This is a genomic window from Parabacteroides johnsonii DSM 18315 (assembly GCF_025151045.1).
In the GTDB taxonomy this organism is placed as follows: Bacteria; Bacteroidota; Bacteroidia; order Bacteroidales; family Tannerellaceae; genus Parabacteroides; species Parabacteroides johnsonii.
Genome location: NZ_CP102285.1, coordinates 2,592,558 through 2,605,945, shown reverse-complemented (window position 1 = coordinate 2,605,945; position 13,388 = coordinate 2,592,558). Strand labels below are relative to the sequence as shown.

At 37.8% G+C, this 13,388-nt stretch carries 17 protein-coding genes and 2 tRNA genes; 6 read left to right on the top strand and 13 right to left on the bottom strand.

Annotated elements, in window-relative coordinates; translation table 11 throughout:
• Positions 1–6: 6 nt before the first annotated feature.
• Positions 7–597: an imidazole glycerol phosphate synthase subunit HisH gene (gene hisH / locus NQ564_RS10665; RefSeq protein WP_008155036.1), complete on the bottom strand. Its 591-nt coding sequence runs from the start codon at positions 595–597 to the stop codon at positions 7–9.
• Between the two features lie 373 nt (positions 598–970).
• Entirely contained in the window at positions 971–1,969 is a 999-nt protein-coding gene (locus tag NQ564_RS10660; RefSeq protein WP_008150990.1) for an IS110 family RNA-guided transposase, read from the bottom strand.
• A 548-nt stretch (positions 1,970–2,517) separates the two neighbouring features.
• Here NQ564_RS10660 and NQ564_RS10655 point away from each other — a divergent pair.
• From NQ564_RS10655 to NQ564_RS10645, 3 genes are all read left to right on the top strand, one after another.
• Positions 2,518–2,594: transfer RNA gene (locus NQ564_RS10655), tRNA-Asp, on the top strand.
• Between the two features lie 11 nt (positions 2,595–2,605).
• Positions 2,606–2,679 (top strand) — tRNA-Asp (locus NQ564_RS10650).
• 243 nt (positions 2,680–2,922) lie between these two features.
• On the top strand, positions 2,923–4,152 hold the full coding sequence (locus NQ564_RS10645; protein ID WP_008150989.1) for a site-specific integrase: 1,230 nt from the start codon (positions 2,923–2,925) through the stop codon (positions 4,150–4,152).
• Between the two features lie 216 nt (positions 4,153–4,368).
• Here NQ564_RS10645 and NQ564_RS10640 read toward each other — a convergent pair whose 3' ends face one another.
• Genes NQ564_RS10640 through NQ564_RS10625 form a run of 4 tightly spaced genes read right to left on the bottom strand, consistent with a single transcriptional unit; the run spans position 4,369 to position 5,591 of the window.
• Positions 4,369–4,662 carry a helix-turn-helix domain-containing protein gene (locus NQ564_RS10640; RefSeq protein ID WP_008150986.1) on the bottom strand — a complete coding sequence of 98 codons (294 nt, stop codon included), beginning with the start codon at positions 4,660–4,662 and terminating at the stop codon, positions 4,369–4,371.
• A 35-nt stretch (positions 4,663–4,697) separates the two neighbouring features.
• Positions 4,698–4,988 carry a DUF3876 domain-containing protein gene (locus NQ564_RS10635; RefSeq protein ID WP_008150985.1) on the bottom strand — a complete coding sequence of 97 codons (291 nt, stop codon included), beginning with the start codon at positions 4,986–4,988 and terminating at the stop codon, positions 4,698–4,700.
• Between the two features lie 10 nt (positions 4,989–4,998).
• On the bottom strand, positions 4,999–5,292 hold the full coding sequence (locus NQ564_RS10630) for a helix-turn-helix domain-containing protein (protein ID WP_008150983.1): 294 nt from the start codon (positions 5,290–5,292) through the stop codon (positions 4,999–5,001).
• Complete coding sequence (locus tag NQ564_RS10625; RefSeq protein ID WP_008150982.1) at positions 5,289–5,591, bottom strand: DUF3408 domain-containing protein; 303 nt, start codon at positions 5,589–5,591, stop codon at positions 5,289–5,291. Before NQ564_RS10625 ends, NQ564_RS10630 begins: the two co-directional genes overlap by 4 nt.
• Before the next feature lie 476 nt (positions 5,592–6,067).
• On the opposite strand from NQ564_RS10625, the gene mobA reads away from it, so the two are divergent.
• On the top strand, positions 6,068–6,517 hold the full coding sequence (mobA, locus tag NQ564_RS10620; RefSeq protein WP_008150977.1) for a conjugal transfer protein MobA: 450 nt from the start codon (positions 6,068–6,070) through the stop codon (positions 6,515–6,517).
• Positions 6,518–6,582: 65 nt separating this feature from the next.
• Here mobA and NQ564_RS10615 read toward each other — a convergent pair whose 3' ends face one another.
• From NQ564_RS10615 to NQ564_RS10585, 7 genes are all read right to left on the bottom strand, one after another.
• Entirely contained in the window at positions 6,583–6,909 is a 327-nt protein-coding gene (locus NQ564_RS10615; RefSeq protein ID WP_039848282.1) for a helix-turn-helix domain-containing protein, read from the bottom strand.
• A gap of 130 nt (positions 6,910–7,039) precedes the next feature.
• The gene (locus NQ564_RS10610) at positions 7,040–7,420 is read right to left on the bottom strand and encodes an RteC domain-containing protein (RefSeq protein WP_008150973.1); all 381 of its coding nucleotides are present in this window, start codon (positions 7,418–7,420) and stop codon (positions 7,040–7,042) included.
• The gene (locus NQ564_RS10605) at positions 7,413–7,652 is read right to left on the bottom strand and encodes a hypothetical protein (RefSeq protein ID WP_081450225.1); all 240 of its coding nucleotides are present in this window, start codon (positions 7,650–7,652) and stop codon (positions 7,413–7,415) included. The genes NQ564_RS10610 and NQ564_RS10605 overlap by 8 nt, the downstream gene beginning before the upstream one ends.
• Before the next feature lie 38 nt (positions 7,653–7,690).
• Positions 7,691–8,665, bottom strand: coding sequence for a ketopantoate reductase family protein (locus NQ564_RS10600; protein WP_227963134.1), 975 nt, complete (start codon positions 8,663–8,665; stop codon positions 7,691–7,693).
• Positions 8,662–9,507, bottom strand: a complete 846-nt coding sequence (locus tag NQ564_RS10595; protein ID WP_008150967.1) for a helix-turn-helix domain-containing protein — start codon at positions 9,505–9,507, stop codon at positions 8,662–8,664. Before NQ564_RS10595 ends, NQ564_RS10600 begins: the two co-directional genes overlap by 4 nt.
• Positions 9,508–9,805: 298 nt before the next feature.
• On the bottom strand, positions 9,806–10,642 hold the full coding sequence (locus NQ564_RS10590) for a hypothetical protein (RefSeq protein ID WP_008150965.1): 837 nt from the start codon (positions 10,640–10,642) through the stop codon (positions 9,806–9,808).
• Positions 10,643–10,645: 3 nt separating this feature from the next.
• Positions 10,646–11,512 (bottom strand): DUF488 domain-containing protein, encoded by an 867-nt coding sequence (locus tag NQ564_RS10585; protein WP_227963133.1) that lies wholly within the window; start codon positions 11,510–11,512, stop codon positions 10,646–10,648.
• A gap of 557 nt (positions 11,513–12,069) precedes the next feature.
• On the opposite strand from NQ564_RS10585, the gene NQ564_RS10580 reads away from it, so the two are divergent.
• Both NQ564_RS10580 and NQ564_RS10575 read left to right on the top strand, forming a co-directional pair.
• Positions 12,070–12,663 carry a DNA-3-methyladenine glycosylase I gene (locus tag NQ564_RS10580; RefSeq protein ID WP_008150962.1) on the top strand — a complete coding sequence of 198 codons (594 nt, stop codon included), beginning with the start codon at positions 12,070–12,072 and terminating at the stop codon, positions 12,661–12,663.
• A gap of 252 nt (positions 12,664–12,915) precedes the next feature.
• Complete coding sequence (locus NQ564_RS10575; protein WP_008150960.1) at positions 12,916–13,224, top strand: RNA recognition motif domain-containing protein; 309 nt, start codon at positions 12,916–12,918, stop codon at positions 13,222–13,224.
• Positions 13,225–13,388: the final 164 nt, after the last annotated feature.

Genomic DNA, 13,388 nt, shown 5'->3' with positions numbered 1-13,388 from the left:
ATCACATTACAGTTTTAAAAAGTTACTTAATATAACCTCGCCGACCGAACCGCTTTTTTCCGGGTGGAACTGAGTCGCATAGAAATTGTCTTTATGCAGGGAAGCGCTGAACGGGAGAATATATTCGGTTGTTGCGGCGGTATATTTGTTTACGGGTACATAATAACTGTGTACGAAATAAACAAACTTGTTTTCCAATTGCTTGTTGAACAGTCCGTCTTTAACATCCGTAATCGTATTCCATCCCATGTGCGGAACTTTATCTGCGTGTTGCTGCGGAATGAAACGTTTTACTTCTGTATCGAAAATGCCTAAGCAATCCGCATCACCTTCTTCCGAATGGCGGCACATCAACTGCATGCCGAGGCAAATGCCTAAAACAGGTTGCTTCAATCCTTTTATAATCGCATCCAGTTTATGCTCTTTCAGGTGTTCCATTGTGGTCTGGGCTTCACCGACACCCGGAAAGATTACTTTATCCGCTTTACATAACAGTTCCGGATCTGCTGTGATTGTTGCTTCGACTCCCAGCCTCTTCAGTGCGTAACTCACAGAATAAATATTTCCGGCATTGTATTTGATAATGGCGACATCCATTGTTGCTTTCTTTTTTATATTGAACTGCAAAACTAACAAATTATCATGACATATAGATGTCTGCTTTATGAAAAGTTGCAGAATAGATGTTATTTGTGATAAACTGGCTGGTTTGCCATTCTTGGCTTATTGTATGGTTTCCTCAAATACCCGCTGGTCTAAATCGAAATAGTAGTGCATGAAATTTGGTTTTCTATCCCGTTTATTTCGAATTACCCGCAGAGGTAATATTTTTTAATAAACATGATATTTGTCAAAGTGTTGAACATTAGTGGAATACAAATATTTCCCATATCGTAGGGGTTATTGTAATCTATGTTCCCAACCAAATAAACGGAAAGATTTTAAAACAAATTAAGAATATTGCAAAAATCTAAGCCGCTTGGTCGAAAGTTTGGTTCCTGACTAATGCGCAGATTCGATGTATCAGTTTGTTTCTAATATTGTTTATAACCAAATTATGATGCTTCCCCTCTTCCCTTTTGCGCCTGTAATACTCTCTTAATATTGGATCATGTATGGCAGCCGTTCGTGCCGCTTGGGTGAGTAGCGTGTTTAGTTTTTTATTGGCAAATCCACTGGTCTTTGCGTTACCTTTGACACTGGATCCGGAGGTTCGTTGGAACGGGACCACTCCCGCATAGCAGGCCAGCTTGCGTGGATCGTCAAAACAGGTGAAGTTTTCGGTATAAACGATCAAAGCAAGGGCGTTGACAAAAGCCACGCCTTTGATGGATGTAATACGCTCATAATTGTTTTTGATCTCCTCTTCACTGTTGATCAGATCCATTATTTCCTTTTCCACATCTTTTATTTCACGGGTCAAGTTTTTCACTTGTGTCAGGCTATGTTGATATATGTAATCCGTTGCGCGATTCCCTTTCAGGACCGAATGGAGTTCTTTGGCATGTACCAATGCTTCATTTTTCATTTTCACCAATAAATCACGGAATGTAAAAAATGAGTGCAACGCCCGTATGGTTTCCGTATTGGGGGCATAGACCTTGGCCATATCCTCGAAACGGCAAGCGTATTGTGCGATCAGCAATGAATCCGATTTATCATTTTTCCCGCGTTGCATGCCACTGCTGTGCTTGATACTGTAAGGATGTTCCAGCCACAGTGTATAACCTTCGTGCGCGAGAGTGTTACTCAAACAAACGCTGTAAAGTCCCGTGTTCTCACCGCAAAAGAGCATCTGATCCTTGCCTGTCTGCGGATAGCTTTCACAAAGCCATGCCAACAGACTCTCATGTCCGGCAACATCATTACTGAACTCACGATGGACTCCTGAAGACATGTTTTCTTTCTCTATCACACTTACATCCACTTTTTTCTTGGAGAAATCAATCCCGATAAATAATTTATTCATACCTTTATATTGTTTTTGGATTAACCGAAAGCAGGAATGGGCTACTACTCTAAATGATATCCTCATATATATCAATAATCTATTTAGTCTTTGCCTGCTTGACTAACGGAAGTCTGTTACAATAACTAGTCTTGAAAGACTATCATTTTCTATTAGTGTACTTCCGTTAGTCGGTTAATCTATTTTCTTCATACAACAAAGATATAGATTAACCTCAGCTTCTTGCTTTACGCAAACTTAGAGTATTTTTATCGGCTATGAATCTGCTTGGAATCCGTTCCTTTTTGGCAAAAATGGATTCTTCTGTTCCTACATTTTTTGCTTAGTAAGGGTGCTTGCAAAGCATAACAGACGGAACTATGGAATAATAGCAAGACAAAAACGGATGTGTCTTTCAGAATATGAATAAAAAAGTTTCAGTGTAAAAGGTTTATTATCAGAGATGATTGAAAAATAATAAAAAATATATGTGTGTAACTCTTGCATAATTCAAATAAACCACCTACTTTTGCATCGCAATTCAGAGGAATAGCACTTGAAAAAGTAAAGGTTCGGTAGTTCAGTTGGTTAGAATACATGCCTGTCACGCATGGGGTCGCGGGTTCGAGTCCCGTCCGGACCGCCAAGAAACATTTTGGTGCGTTAGTTCAGTTGGTTAGAATACATGCCTGTCACGCATGGGGTCACGGGTTCGAGTCCCGTACGCACCGCGAAAGTAAATAGCAAATTAAAGCAAAGCTCTGAAATTCAAGGATTTCAGAGCTTTTTCTTTTTCCCCGCTTCGGCAAAAAACAGCGGTTTTAGGCAGTTCTCACGTGGCTTATCCGTGGGACTTTTTGAAAGCCGTTTTTGCTCCCACGAATTGACGCATTTGTCTTTGATTGTCAGCTTTTTGCGTAGCTGGTTTTTGAGCGTAGCAAACTAATTTTGTACCACTTAAAAATCAAAGAATTATGGGAGCAGTGAAAAGAAACACATTGAGCGTATTGTTCATCATCAAGAAATCGAAACTTCTGAAAAACGGTGAAGCTCCTATCTGCATGCGCATCACCGTGAACAAGCGAGTAGCCGAAGTTATGATTAAACGGAGCATTCCCGTAGATTTATGGAATCAGAAAAAGGAATGTTCCAAAGGGAAAGACCGTGTAGCCAACGAACTGAACCACTATATCAATACGGTTCGCGCCAAAATATTGCAGATACACCGTGAACTGGAAATAGACAACAAAACAATAACAGCCGATATAATAAAAGATTGTTTTTATGGACGTGACAAGGTACAGCGCAGCTTGCTGGAAGTTTATGCGGAACATAACGAGAAATGCCGTGCCCTGATTGGCAAAGAATATACGGAAAGCACCGTAACCAAGTTTGATACTTCCATAAATCGCTTGAAAGAGTATATCCGCAGTTGCTACCACCGTGATGATATAATGCTGGTAGAACTGGACGGGCAATTTATCCGTGATTTTGATTTTTGGCTGAAAACGGATAAGCACTGCCAAAACAATTCCGCATTGAAGCATTTGAAGAACTTGAAAAAGGTTGTCCGCATAGCTTTGGCTAACGGTTGGATAAAGAAAGACCCGTTTTACGGCATCCGTTTCAAGCAGGAGGAAGTAAACGTAGAGTTCCTCTCACGTGAGGAACTGGATATTCTGATGAACAAGGAATTTACAATCAAAAGGCTGGAGCAGGTAAGGGATATTTTTGTCTTTTGCTGCTTCACCGCACTTGCTTTCGTTGATGTGCAGCAGTTAAGCCGTGAGCACCTGATAAAAGACAATAACGATGCTTTGTGGATACGCAAGGTACGGCAGAAAACCAATCAGATGTGTAACATTCCCGTTTTATCCATTCCCCAAAGGATATTGGGGAAATATAAAGATAATGCGGAGTGTATAAAGAAAGGTGTGCTTTTACCCGTAATCAGTAATCAGCGCATGAATGCCTACTTGAAAGAAATCGCTGATTTATGCGGTATTGCCAAACGCTTAACTACACATGTTGCCCGCCATACTGCGGCTACCGTTGTTTTTCTCGCCAATGACGTGTCAATGGAAAATGTCTCTAAGATTTTGGGACATTCCAATATCAGAATGACACAGCATTATGCACGGGTATTGGATAGTTCCATTATGCGTGACATGGCAAATGTGGAGAGAAACTTTCTAAATGGCTGACGGTATAATTTCCCGAAACCGAATAAGACATTAACAAAGATAAGCTCCGTATTCCGTCCGTTCAAGCCCAAGCCCTACGGGTTTTAAAGAAAATCTCCACACCTCACGATGTTCGGGTAGTATTTTCTTTAAAAGGCTTGCACAGACGGACTACTACACTGGCAAAGTTAATGTTCTTAGTCAGTTCCGGGAAAAATGTATTCGGGGGACGGTAGGCTATTCCTGCCGTTCTTCATTATAGCATGATTGCAGAAGTCTGTCTATATCGCTTTGGCGGTAGATAACCTTTCCCCGTATCTGAATATAGGGGATGATACCCGTATCTCTCCATTCCTGCAATGTGCGGATGCTAACTTTCAACAACTTAGACACTTCTCTGTTGTTCAAAAAGCTATCATCGCCAAATGACGGTTTATTCTCCTTTACCAGTCGGTTGATACCGTCCAGCAAGCACTCCAAAGATTGGAAGAACTCTTTTACCGGTTCACTGTTTCCGTTTATCAATTCCATATTGAAATATTGTTTTATCGGTAGTTTGGAACATATCAGTCACGTAAATAGTTGCCATAATAAGAAATGGAAAGTATATCTTTCACTTCGTCATAACCGATATAGAGCCGCTTGAAGCCCTCTACAATGAAATAGCGGTTCTTCTCTTTCTGTATCTCGTAGGTGGCTGGTCTGGCTTGCCCGTTATCCGAAACACGGAGCATGGAGAGAAGGTATTTCCGTCTGCTTGGATATATCATAATGGCAGGATGAAGATTCAGGCTTTCCCATGTGCCTGCAATAGCCGACAGCCTGAAAGAACGGTTTGTTTCTGTTTCCTTTTTCATAGGACAATACTTATTTATGGTTTGACTTCTTGTTTCCGGTATATGCTGTAACCAATCTTTCAATATCGGCAGCCTTATAGTACATCTTGTTCCCTATTTGGGAATAGCCCAGTTTCCCGCTATCCCGGTAATTCTGCAAACTTCGCAGGCTGATACCGAGCAGCGCACACACTTCACGGCTGGAAAGCCATTCTTCCGATTTTCGGGAACTTTCCATACAGATACTTTTCACCTGATTGGCAAAGGTGGAGAAACGCCTGCACACCAGTTGAAAGGTCTGTTCTTCGACAGCCACTACTTTCATGCCTGATTTCCTTTTGGCGGGTTGATGATACCTTTGTCGGCTTCTTCCCGATAAAGGGAGGAAATGACTTCTTTATAGCTGTTCAGGTGATGTTCCAATACATTGTCTATAAAGTTGCCGATGCTTACCCGCTTGCCTGCAATGACACCCACCATTCGGGCAATACGTCCGTGTATCTCTCCACTGACATACACACTTTGACGGGTGCAGACCGTCCGTTTTTTGAGGAACAATGATTTATAACCGTCCCGTTCCCTGCTTTCCATTCCTTGCAAGGGTTGTTGTTTTACTTCTTCCATATAGTCACTTTTTAAAGGTTGATAGATAATTCTTCATTCCTATTGAAAGAAAAAAAGACATCCGTACAGACAGCTATATCCTTGAACAGCTTTCAAACAAGACATAAAGACATATTTACATCTTGTTTGATTGTCTTGTGTATTGCCTTATTTCAATCAATCCGCAACAAAGAAAATGGTAAAAACAGACGCTTTATAAAAAGTGGTTGTTTTGTCTTCCCTTGTCATGGATTGTCACGGCAGACCGTATTTCAGCAGCAAACGGTTGTCTGTAATTTTGCAGCGGATAAACGGACGGGGAAAGAAGCCTGACCGCTTGCTTCGGTAGTCCGAGGGAACGAGGATTCTTGCTTTCAAACGAAAGCAGCAAGTTGTGTTTTCAGGTCCTCAGATGCTTCTGAGTGCCTGAAAACCTTGCACCTTTGCAGGTGGGCGGTTTCTCTCCGAAGTCGGGAAACTTGTAAAAATATCAGCTTATGGAACAGAAAAAGAAACGCTTCAACAAGGGAGGGCGAAAGCCCTTGTCAAACCCGAAAGTACACCGCTATTCGTTCAATCTGGACGATGTGGAGAACGCCAAATTCCTGTCGTTCTTTGACAGGTCGGGGTATGCGGTAAAGGCACATTTCATCAAGAATTGTATTTTCGGCAAATCATTCAAGGTTGTGGTAAGGGACAAAAGCAAGGTGGACTATTATATCCAGCTGACACAATTCTATTCCCAGTTCAGGAAGATAGCCAACAATTACAATCAGGCGGTGAAAGAACTGCATTCCAATTTTTCGGAAAAGAAAGCACTTGCGCTGCTTTACAGACTGGAACAATGCACCGTTGAACTGATAAAGACCAATGAAATGATAGTCCTGCTCTGCAAGCGGTTTGAGCAATCCTATCAGAGAGAGGGTATAATATCGGCGGATGAATAACGGGAACCTGCCAAAAAAGAAATATCCCGAAACTGCCCACGTGCCACAATTTCGGGATAACTTCCTTACTGCTTATTATCTCCGTGTTCCTTCTCGAACTTTCGGAGCGTGCCCACATCGAACCGCTCCCTGATGAACTCCCTGACATCAGAAGCCCGATAATAGGCTTTGCCGCTAATCATCATGAAAGGGAGCTTTTTCTTGGCTCTCAATCTTTGCAGTGTACGGGTGCTGACCCTGAACAGCAGGCACAAATCCTGATTGTCCAGCAGCTTGTCACCCGGCATTACTTCGGGGTTGTTCTGCAAAGACCTTACACCTTTGCCCACTTCTTCCAACTTGTCGAGCAGTTTTTGCATCCACTCTTTAAACTCATAGTTTTCTATATACATATTCGCTTCATTTTTCAGGTTATACATCAATGATTACCAACCGGTTGATGAAGCAAAGTTCGGAAAATGGGAGCAAAAGAATTAGAGGGTAGCATACGCTACCCCGTATAAATTGGTGCTAAGTGATTGATTATCTATACCCTTTATTTATGTGTTCTTTTCGGATAAGATTTGCCAACTCATTAAGAAACTCCGTTAATTTGGCAGGTTTCCGTTTGATGACATCCATATACTTTTGGTGATAATCTCCTAATTTGATATTAAAAAGCCATTCAAAGGCTTTGCCTAAGTCTGTCAAATGAACAGAAGTGCCATTTTGATATATTATCCGTTGAGAAAGGAATAGACCGTCAACAATTTCCATGATATTGATAAGGCTTGTTTTGTCTGCCAAATGGAGAGGGGAAAGATATAGGTTATTTGCGTGTTGCTGGAATTGTTCAGGGTATTTGATACGCAAGTTCACAATACGCACTTCTGTCTTGATTAGTTCTATTGCTTCATCAATCAAGTACAGATAGGGTATTTTTTTCTTGCTCAAACCGCATACGGTACGATTTAAGTCTGTGCAGTCCAAAAGAAAAATAGCGAAGCAAAACACTATAATTCTGTTCGTTGCAACTGAAATCAGCTAAATGTGTAGTCAATTCCTCAATAGCTTCTGTAAATTCTGTTAAAGAAACTTTACGCTGCGAGCATTCCAATAATAATTGGAAAAATCTCTCTTGTAATATATCTTTCATATACTTATATTTAATGGCTATCGAATTGATAGCTTTATTCACTTACTTTTATTAGTTTGGTTAGAAGATATATAACTTTTTAATTGTGCCAGATTAGAAGTTATAACAGCATATTTTACACCACTATCTATTATATCATCTATCATTTGCCTTATTTCAGCAGGAGAATGATTTATATGTCCATCAAACATAAGTTGCAGAGCATCATTACTATAAATTTTCTTAGCTATTGGCACACTGATAAATAGAGGTAAAAGATATAATCTGTTTGCTTTTTCTGTTTTAGGATTGATGCCCATTCTTTCACAAATAGCTAAGCCTTCCCGAATAGCTTTCATAGTAGTTTTGATAATAGCTGTATTCTCTATAAATTTAGAGACACTTCCGGCACTCATTATTCCCGCTGAAAGACCGGCAGCGACAGCATAATGTGTGATTAGCCATACTAATATTTGATTAGAAATGACAGGCTTTAAGTTTGCTTTATCCAGTATTATAGAAAGCTTTTCTACTCGTGGAGTTATCCGCCCGTCTTTTTCACCTAACGGAGTATTGGAATATTTTAGACCTGAAATGGCACAATGTATGCTTTTATCTTCTTTTCCGCCCCCGACCATAAATGGAAAGGCAAAAAAGTATTGTTCAGGTTTTAGATGTTTATCTATTTCAGTAAAAACATCCCAGTTATTTTGGAAAAATACAACATTTGCTTTTCCTGCTGACTTTGAAAGACTTGGCAATATAGTTGATAATTGTAATTTATTGGTGGAGACAATAATGTATTCAAAATCATTGTTTGACGAAAGTTCGTCTATTACTGTAGGCTTAAAGATTATATCTGTATCTTTTCTTGCTTTCTCTCTAAAGTCAGAACAGATAATGCGAATACCATCTTTTTGTACAAGTTCTTTTTGCTCCTTACGCACCAATACAGCAACGTCACATCCTACTTTGGATAATTGCCAGCCATAAGTACAACCCACTACGCCAGCACCGTATATCAATATTTTCATAAAGCGATGTTATTAAGTTTTTTATTGTCGTTGATAAATACAGAGTTGAATACCGATAGATTTTCGGTATAAGTATCACAAATATCAAGTAGCTGTGTAGGGGTATAACCCGTGAACATTTTAAACTCTTTTATTAAATGTGATTTATCATAATATCCACAATCATAGGCAACTTTACTTATACTAATTTGTGGAGTTGATTGCAAAATATTGAATGTCTTTCTAAATCGTGTGATTTGGATAAAATCTTTTGGATTTAGTCCTACATATTCAACGAATATCCGTTTGAATTGCTTATATCCTAAACAAGCCGTTTGAGATAAAACGGATATATTTCCTTCACCTTCATTGATATTGTGTATAGTAGCCATCATCCTATTAGCGTTGCATGATATATTTTCGCATAGTCTATTTAATAAATATTCTTCTATCAATCTGACTATTTGATAATTATCTGATGCTTCATTTATTTTCTCTTCCAATTCTACTAAACAGGTGTTCTCTAACAAATCAATACCTATATTCTGATTAGTAAACTCTTCCATAGGATATGGAAAAAACATCCTGCATCCGATAGGCTGGAATAAAATAATGACCATATCCAAGAAAGAAAATTCTATGTCTGAATAAGTACTGATTTGCCCGCTTATATAGGATTGTGGTTGCGTTCCCTTATGAAAAGAAGAAATAATTTTATTTCCTTTATGAAAAACAAGTGCTACACAACCCGCTGGGATAGAACGCTGAAAGCCTTGCTTTACATCATCTATCCTTAAAAACCAATATTGCTTTATATAAGGAGTGAGCAATTTGGTAGGTTGTATTACTTGAATTTTCTCCATTTTGCCTTAATTATCAGGCAAAAGTAAGATTTCTTAGATTGATAATAGGTGTAAAAAAGGGACATTCTAATAAAAAAGTAATAAATGTGATAGGACTAAAGCTTAGTCTATGTTCTTCATAGGGTTATTAAAAACAAAATAGTAAAAAGCAATTCCTTGCCATCTTAAAAAAATATTTTTTAACAATTTTCTTTTCAGCAAAATGTATTATATCGAATCGTATTTACGAAAGTAAGTTTATACTATGGTCTTTTGTTCTTATATCTAAAAGCTTTTATTTAATATAACTAAGTTTGTATTAGTCCATTTTAAAGGTCAAAGCCAATTGTGGATTTTTCGGTGGATAAAATGTCCCAATAATAATAAAAGGATTAGTACCTACATTATGAAATTTCTTGGTTGTTCCTAAGAAAAAATATATATCTTTTTTACACCATTCTGTGAAATATTTCTCTTTCACTTTTTCACATGCGACTTGTTCATTTCCATTAGCAGCAGCAAGGCAATTCCAATAAAGCATCCCTAATTCCCAATCTTCAATCATGAGTTTTCGCTCTTTACCATCTTCTGATATAAACTTATATGAGAACTCATAAGGCAATTTTTTAGCTACTTTGAATATTCTTTTAGTTTCTTCTACATCAAATAAACTATGTTGGGCTTGATTGGCATATACAACATCTAATTTCTGCTTATTCCATTCTCTTGTAGATTCTTCCCAAACAAAATCAATAATTCTTTGAGGTTTAAATACGGCTAATGATGTTCCTATTTGAGGATTTTTGGCTTCTTCAATAAGCTCAGCCATATTATAACGGACATGTTTTAAAACAATAGATTTTCTTTTTGCCCAGCCATTTTTTGTACCAATTTCTCCTACTATTTTTATTTCATTATCTATATTTGCAGGACGAAAACTTTCTTTCCTAAAATCACTTGTGTTTTTAACCAAATCAAGTTCTATCCACTGCCATTTACTATATCTCTTATCATAACTTAATTTACGAAAAGGAATAGGATATATTCTTATCCAAGTGCCATCTTCCAAGAAACCAGCAGTACAAACTAATTCATCGTATTTTTCCGATAAAGTAGGGTATGTTTTTACAGCAATTAGAACTCGAGTTGTAGGCATGTTTTATAGATGTTTAAGGGTGTAAGTTATATCAGGTAGTTGCATTAAATATTTCGCAACTCTTCCTCTATGACATTGTTTGTGACTTTCTTCAAAGCAAGTTAAAGCTACACGTTTCTCTGTATCAATCAATTCTCGGACATATAAAAGATAATTCCAATTTTCTTTTAGGGTAGATTTTTCATATGACTCAAAAAGAATTTCATAATCTTTTTGTGATTTTAAATCTTGTCTTTGTTCTGATTCTATTCCCAGTTGCGGTATATGGATATATTTTATACCTACTCCTGTACATGCTTTCTCTAATTGATTTTTTGAAAATCCATATTTTTGACTATAGGCATTTTTACGGACATCACAGAGAATATGTACATCATTCACGAGGAGAATATTAATGTATTTTTCTAAAGAGCGTCCTTCATATCCTATAGTGAATAATTGAGGCTCTGTAAAGGTTCTTTTTTGCTTATCTATTACAGCTAATTCTTCCTCATTTAGCAAATTAATTGCTATTGTACTTTTTGTTGCGTAATAAGGATAATTGATATAAGTGTAACGAATTAACTCGTTTTGAGATAGATAACCAAATTTTTCTTTTATTTCTTTTATAGCTTGCTGTTCAAACATATCAAGCATCATCAAATAATTATTGGGTTGACAAATTTGTATTCTACGACCATTCTCGCTTTTTATAATACTTAAGTAGCCCAATTTAGCTAATGTCATTATATCCTGATTTGCTTGGAATGAAAAACAACCATAGTAATAAGGAATAAAATCAAATGCTTTTTCCTCTTGTTTCCTTGTAAAAAGAAACAAATATTTCTGAAGTTGTTTGGCAGTCAAATGACCGCCAAATGCTTCAATCAATGCTAATAATATTTTTCTTCTATAATATAACATATTGCAAAAGTAAGAAAACTCTCTGCATTTTCGTGTTAAATATGGCTCTTTTATTTTATTACTCTATAATAAACACCTATCTTTGCATCAACTCAAACAACCACCGCAATACCCAGCAATCCAAAGAATTGCACATGTGGGGTTATCAGTGGGAGAAAGAATAAAAGAGCTTGCTAAGATATTGAGTACGTGAAGAATAGAATAAAAGTTCATCTTCCGTACGCACCGCGAAAGCAAATAGTAAATTAAAGCAAAGCTCTGAAATTCAAGGATTTCAGAGCTTTTTCTTTTTCCCCGCTTCGGCAAAAAACAGCGGTTTCAGGCAGTTCTCACGTGGCTTATCCGTGGGACTTTTGAAAAGTTACTTTTGCTCCCCCGCGTCAAGCGCGGGGACAAGGGGATTTCGACACACCTTCATAATTAAGAATCTCAGAACAAAAATACGAATATTGGGGAAATAATAGCTTTTTATGCTGTATATTCATCTTTAATAAATACCTTTGGGAATTATAAATATATGAAAGATGGAAGATCTTGTAAATAGACGTTGTGGCTGGGCTGGAACTGATGATTTATATGTGAAATATCACGATGAAGAATGGGGACGATTGGTTACCGATGATAAAACCTTATTCGAATTTCTTGTTTTGGAAAGTGCTCAGGCTGGGTTAGCCTGGATTACCATCCTTCGTAAACGTGAAGGATATAAAAAAGCATTTTATAATTTCGATGTAGAGAAAGTGGCTGCGATGAATTCGGATGATATTGACCGGCTGATGCTTTTTGATGGGATCGTCAGGAATCGGCTGAAGATCGCGTCTACGATCACAAATGCCAGATGTTTCATCGCAATTCAAAAGGAATTTGGTAGTTTCTATAATTATACGTTATCGTTTTTCCCCGAGCAGAAACCGATTGTAAATAATTTCAAGTCGTTGAAGGAGATTCCGATTACGACTCCAGAATCGGATGCAATGAGTAAGGACATGAAGAAACGAGGGTTTAAGTTCTTTGGCTCTACTATCTGCTATGCTCATATGCAGGCAACAGGGTTTGTAAACGATCATTTGGAAGGATGCTTCTGTCGGGAAAAGATTTTTACTGATTGTTCGGTTTAGAAGTTTTTGAAGTGGTAACAACCTCTGTGCAATAGACTTCTGATCCCAGATAATAATGGTGTTTTGACAGTCTTGACAAGAAAAACGAGAATTTATAGGTTGTAATAGTTGTTGGTTCGATTAATAGTGTTACCTTTGAGTCAGAGTTTGAGTTACGTATTATTAGCGTATAGTTCTTCTTTATTATTAAGTAGGCCTCTCCATTAATTTTCCTCCTCATACCCTATTAGTATTTATTAAAAAAAATTTTAAATGAACATTTACATTACAGGCTTAAATTATAGCATTAATGATGCTGATTTAAATGATCTATTTGCGGAGTATGGAGAAATTACGTCTGCAAAAGTTATCATGGATAGAGAAACAGGAAGATCCAGAGGATTTGGTTTTGTTGAAATGGTAAACGATGGAGATGGCCAAAAAGCGATCGATGCTCTTAATGGAGCTGAATTTGAGAAAAAAGTAATCTCGGTAAGCGTAGCGCGTCCTCGCTCTGAAAAACCTTCAAACGGCGGATACCGCGAAAGAAAAGGTGGTTATAATAGTTCCAGACGATATTAATCTCCTGGTATATGAAGGTGTGTCTAAACTACCTTGTTCCCGCGTTTGACGTGAGGTCGCATATAACTGGCCGTATAAACTTTGATTGATAAGGCCAGTTCTTTTGCGTCCTCGCGTCAAGCTTGGGGATTAGTATATTTTGACACACTGTCTTATTGCTCTCC

Coding starts and splice junctions, on each gene's coding strand:
- hisH (WP_008155036.1), bottom strand. CDS start 597: ATGGATGTCGCCATTATCAAATACAATGCCGGAAATATTTATTCTGTG.
- NQ564_RS10660 (WP_008150990.1), bottom strand. CDS start 1,969: ATGAATAAATTATTTATCGGGATTGATTTCTCCAAGAAAAAAGTGGAT.
- NQ564_RS10645 (WP_008150989.1), top strand. CDS start 2,923: ATGGGAGCAGTGAAAAGAAACACATTGAGCGTATTGTTCATCATCAAG.
- NQ564_RS10640 (WP_008150986.1), bottom strand. CDS start 4,662: ATGGAATTGATAAACGGAAACAGTGAACCGGTAAAAGAGTTCTTCCAA.
- NQ564_RS10635 (WP_008150985.1), bottom strand. CDS start 4,988: ATGAAAAAGGAAACAGAAACAAACCGTTCTTTCAGGCTGTCGGCTATT.
- NQ564_RS10630 (WP_008150983.1), bottom strand. CDS start 5,292: ATGAAAGTAGTGGCTGTCGAAGAACAGACCTTTCAACTGGTGTGCAGG.
- NQ564_RS10625 (WP_008150982.1), bottom strand. CDS start 5,591: ATGGAAGAAGTAAAACAACAACCCTTGCAAGGAATGGAAAGCAGGGAA.
- mobA (WP_008150977.1), top strand. CDS start 6,068: ATGGAACAGAAAAAGAAACGCTTCAACAAGGGAGGGCGAAAGCCCTTG.
- NQ564_RS10615 (WP_039848282.1), bottom strand. CDS start 6,909: ATGTATATAGAAAACTATGAGTTTAAAGAGTGGATGCAAAAACTGCTC.
- NQ564_RS10605 (WP_081450225.1), bottom strand. CDS start 7,652: ATGAAAGATATATTACAAGAGAGATTTTTCCAATTATTATTGGAATGC.
- NQ564_RS10600 (WP_227963134.1), bottom strand. CDS start 8,665: ATGAAAATATTGATATACGGTGCTGGCGTAGTGGGTTGTACTTATGGC.
- NQ564_RS10595 (WP_008150967.1), bottom strand. CDS start 9,507: ATGGAGAAAATTCAAGTAATACAACCTACCAAATTGCTCACTCCTTAT.
- NQ564_RS10590 (WP_008150965.1), bottom strand. CDS start 10,642: ATGCCTACAACTCGAGTTCTAATTGCTGTAAAAACATACCCTACTTTA.
- NQ564_RS10580 (WP_008150962.1), top strand. CDS start 12,070: ATGGAAGATCTTGTAAATAGACGTTGTGGCTGGGCTGGAACTGATGAT.
- NQ564_RS10575 (WP_008150960.1), top strand. CDS start 12,916: ATGAACATTTACATTACAGGCTTAAATTATAGCATTAATGATGCTGAT.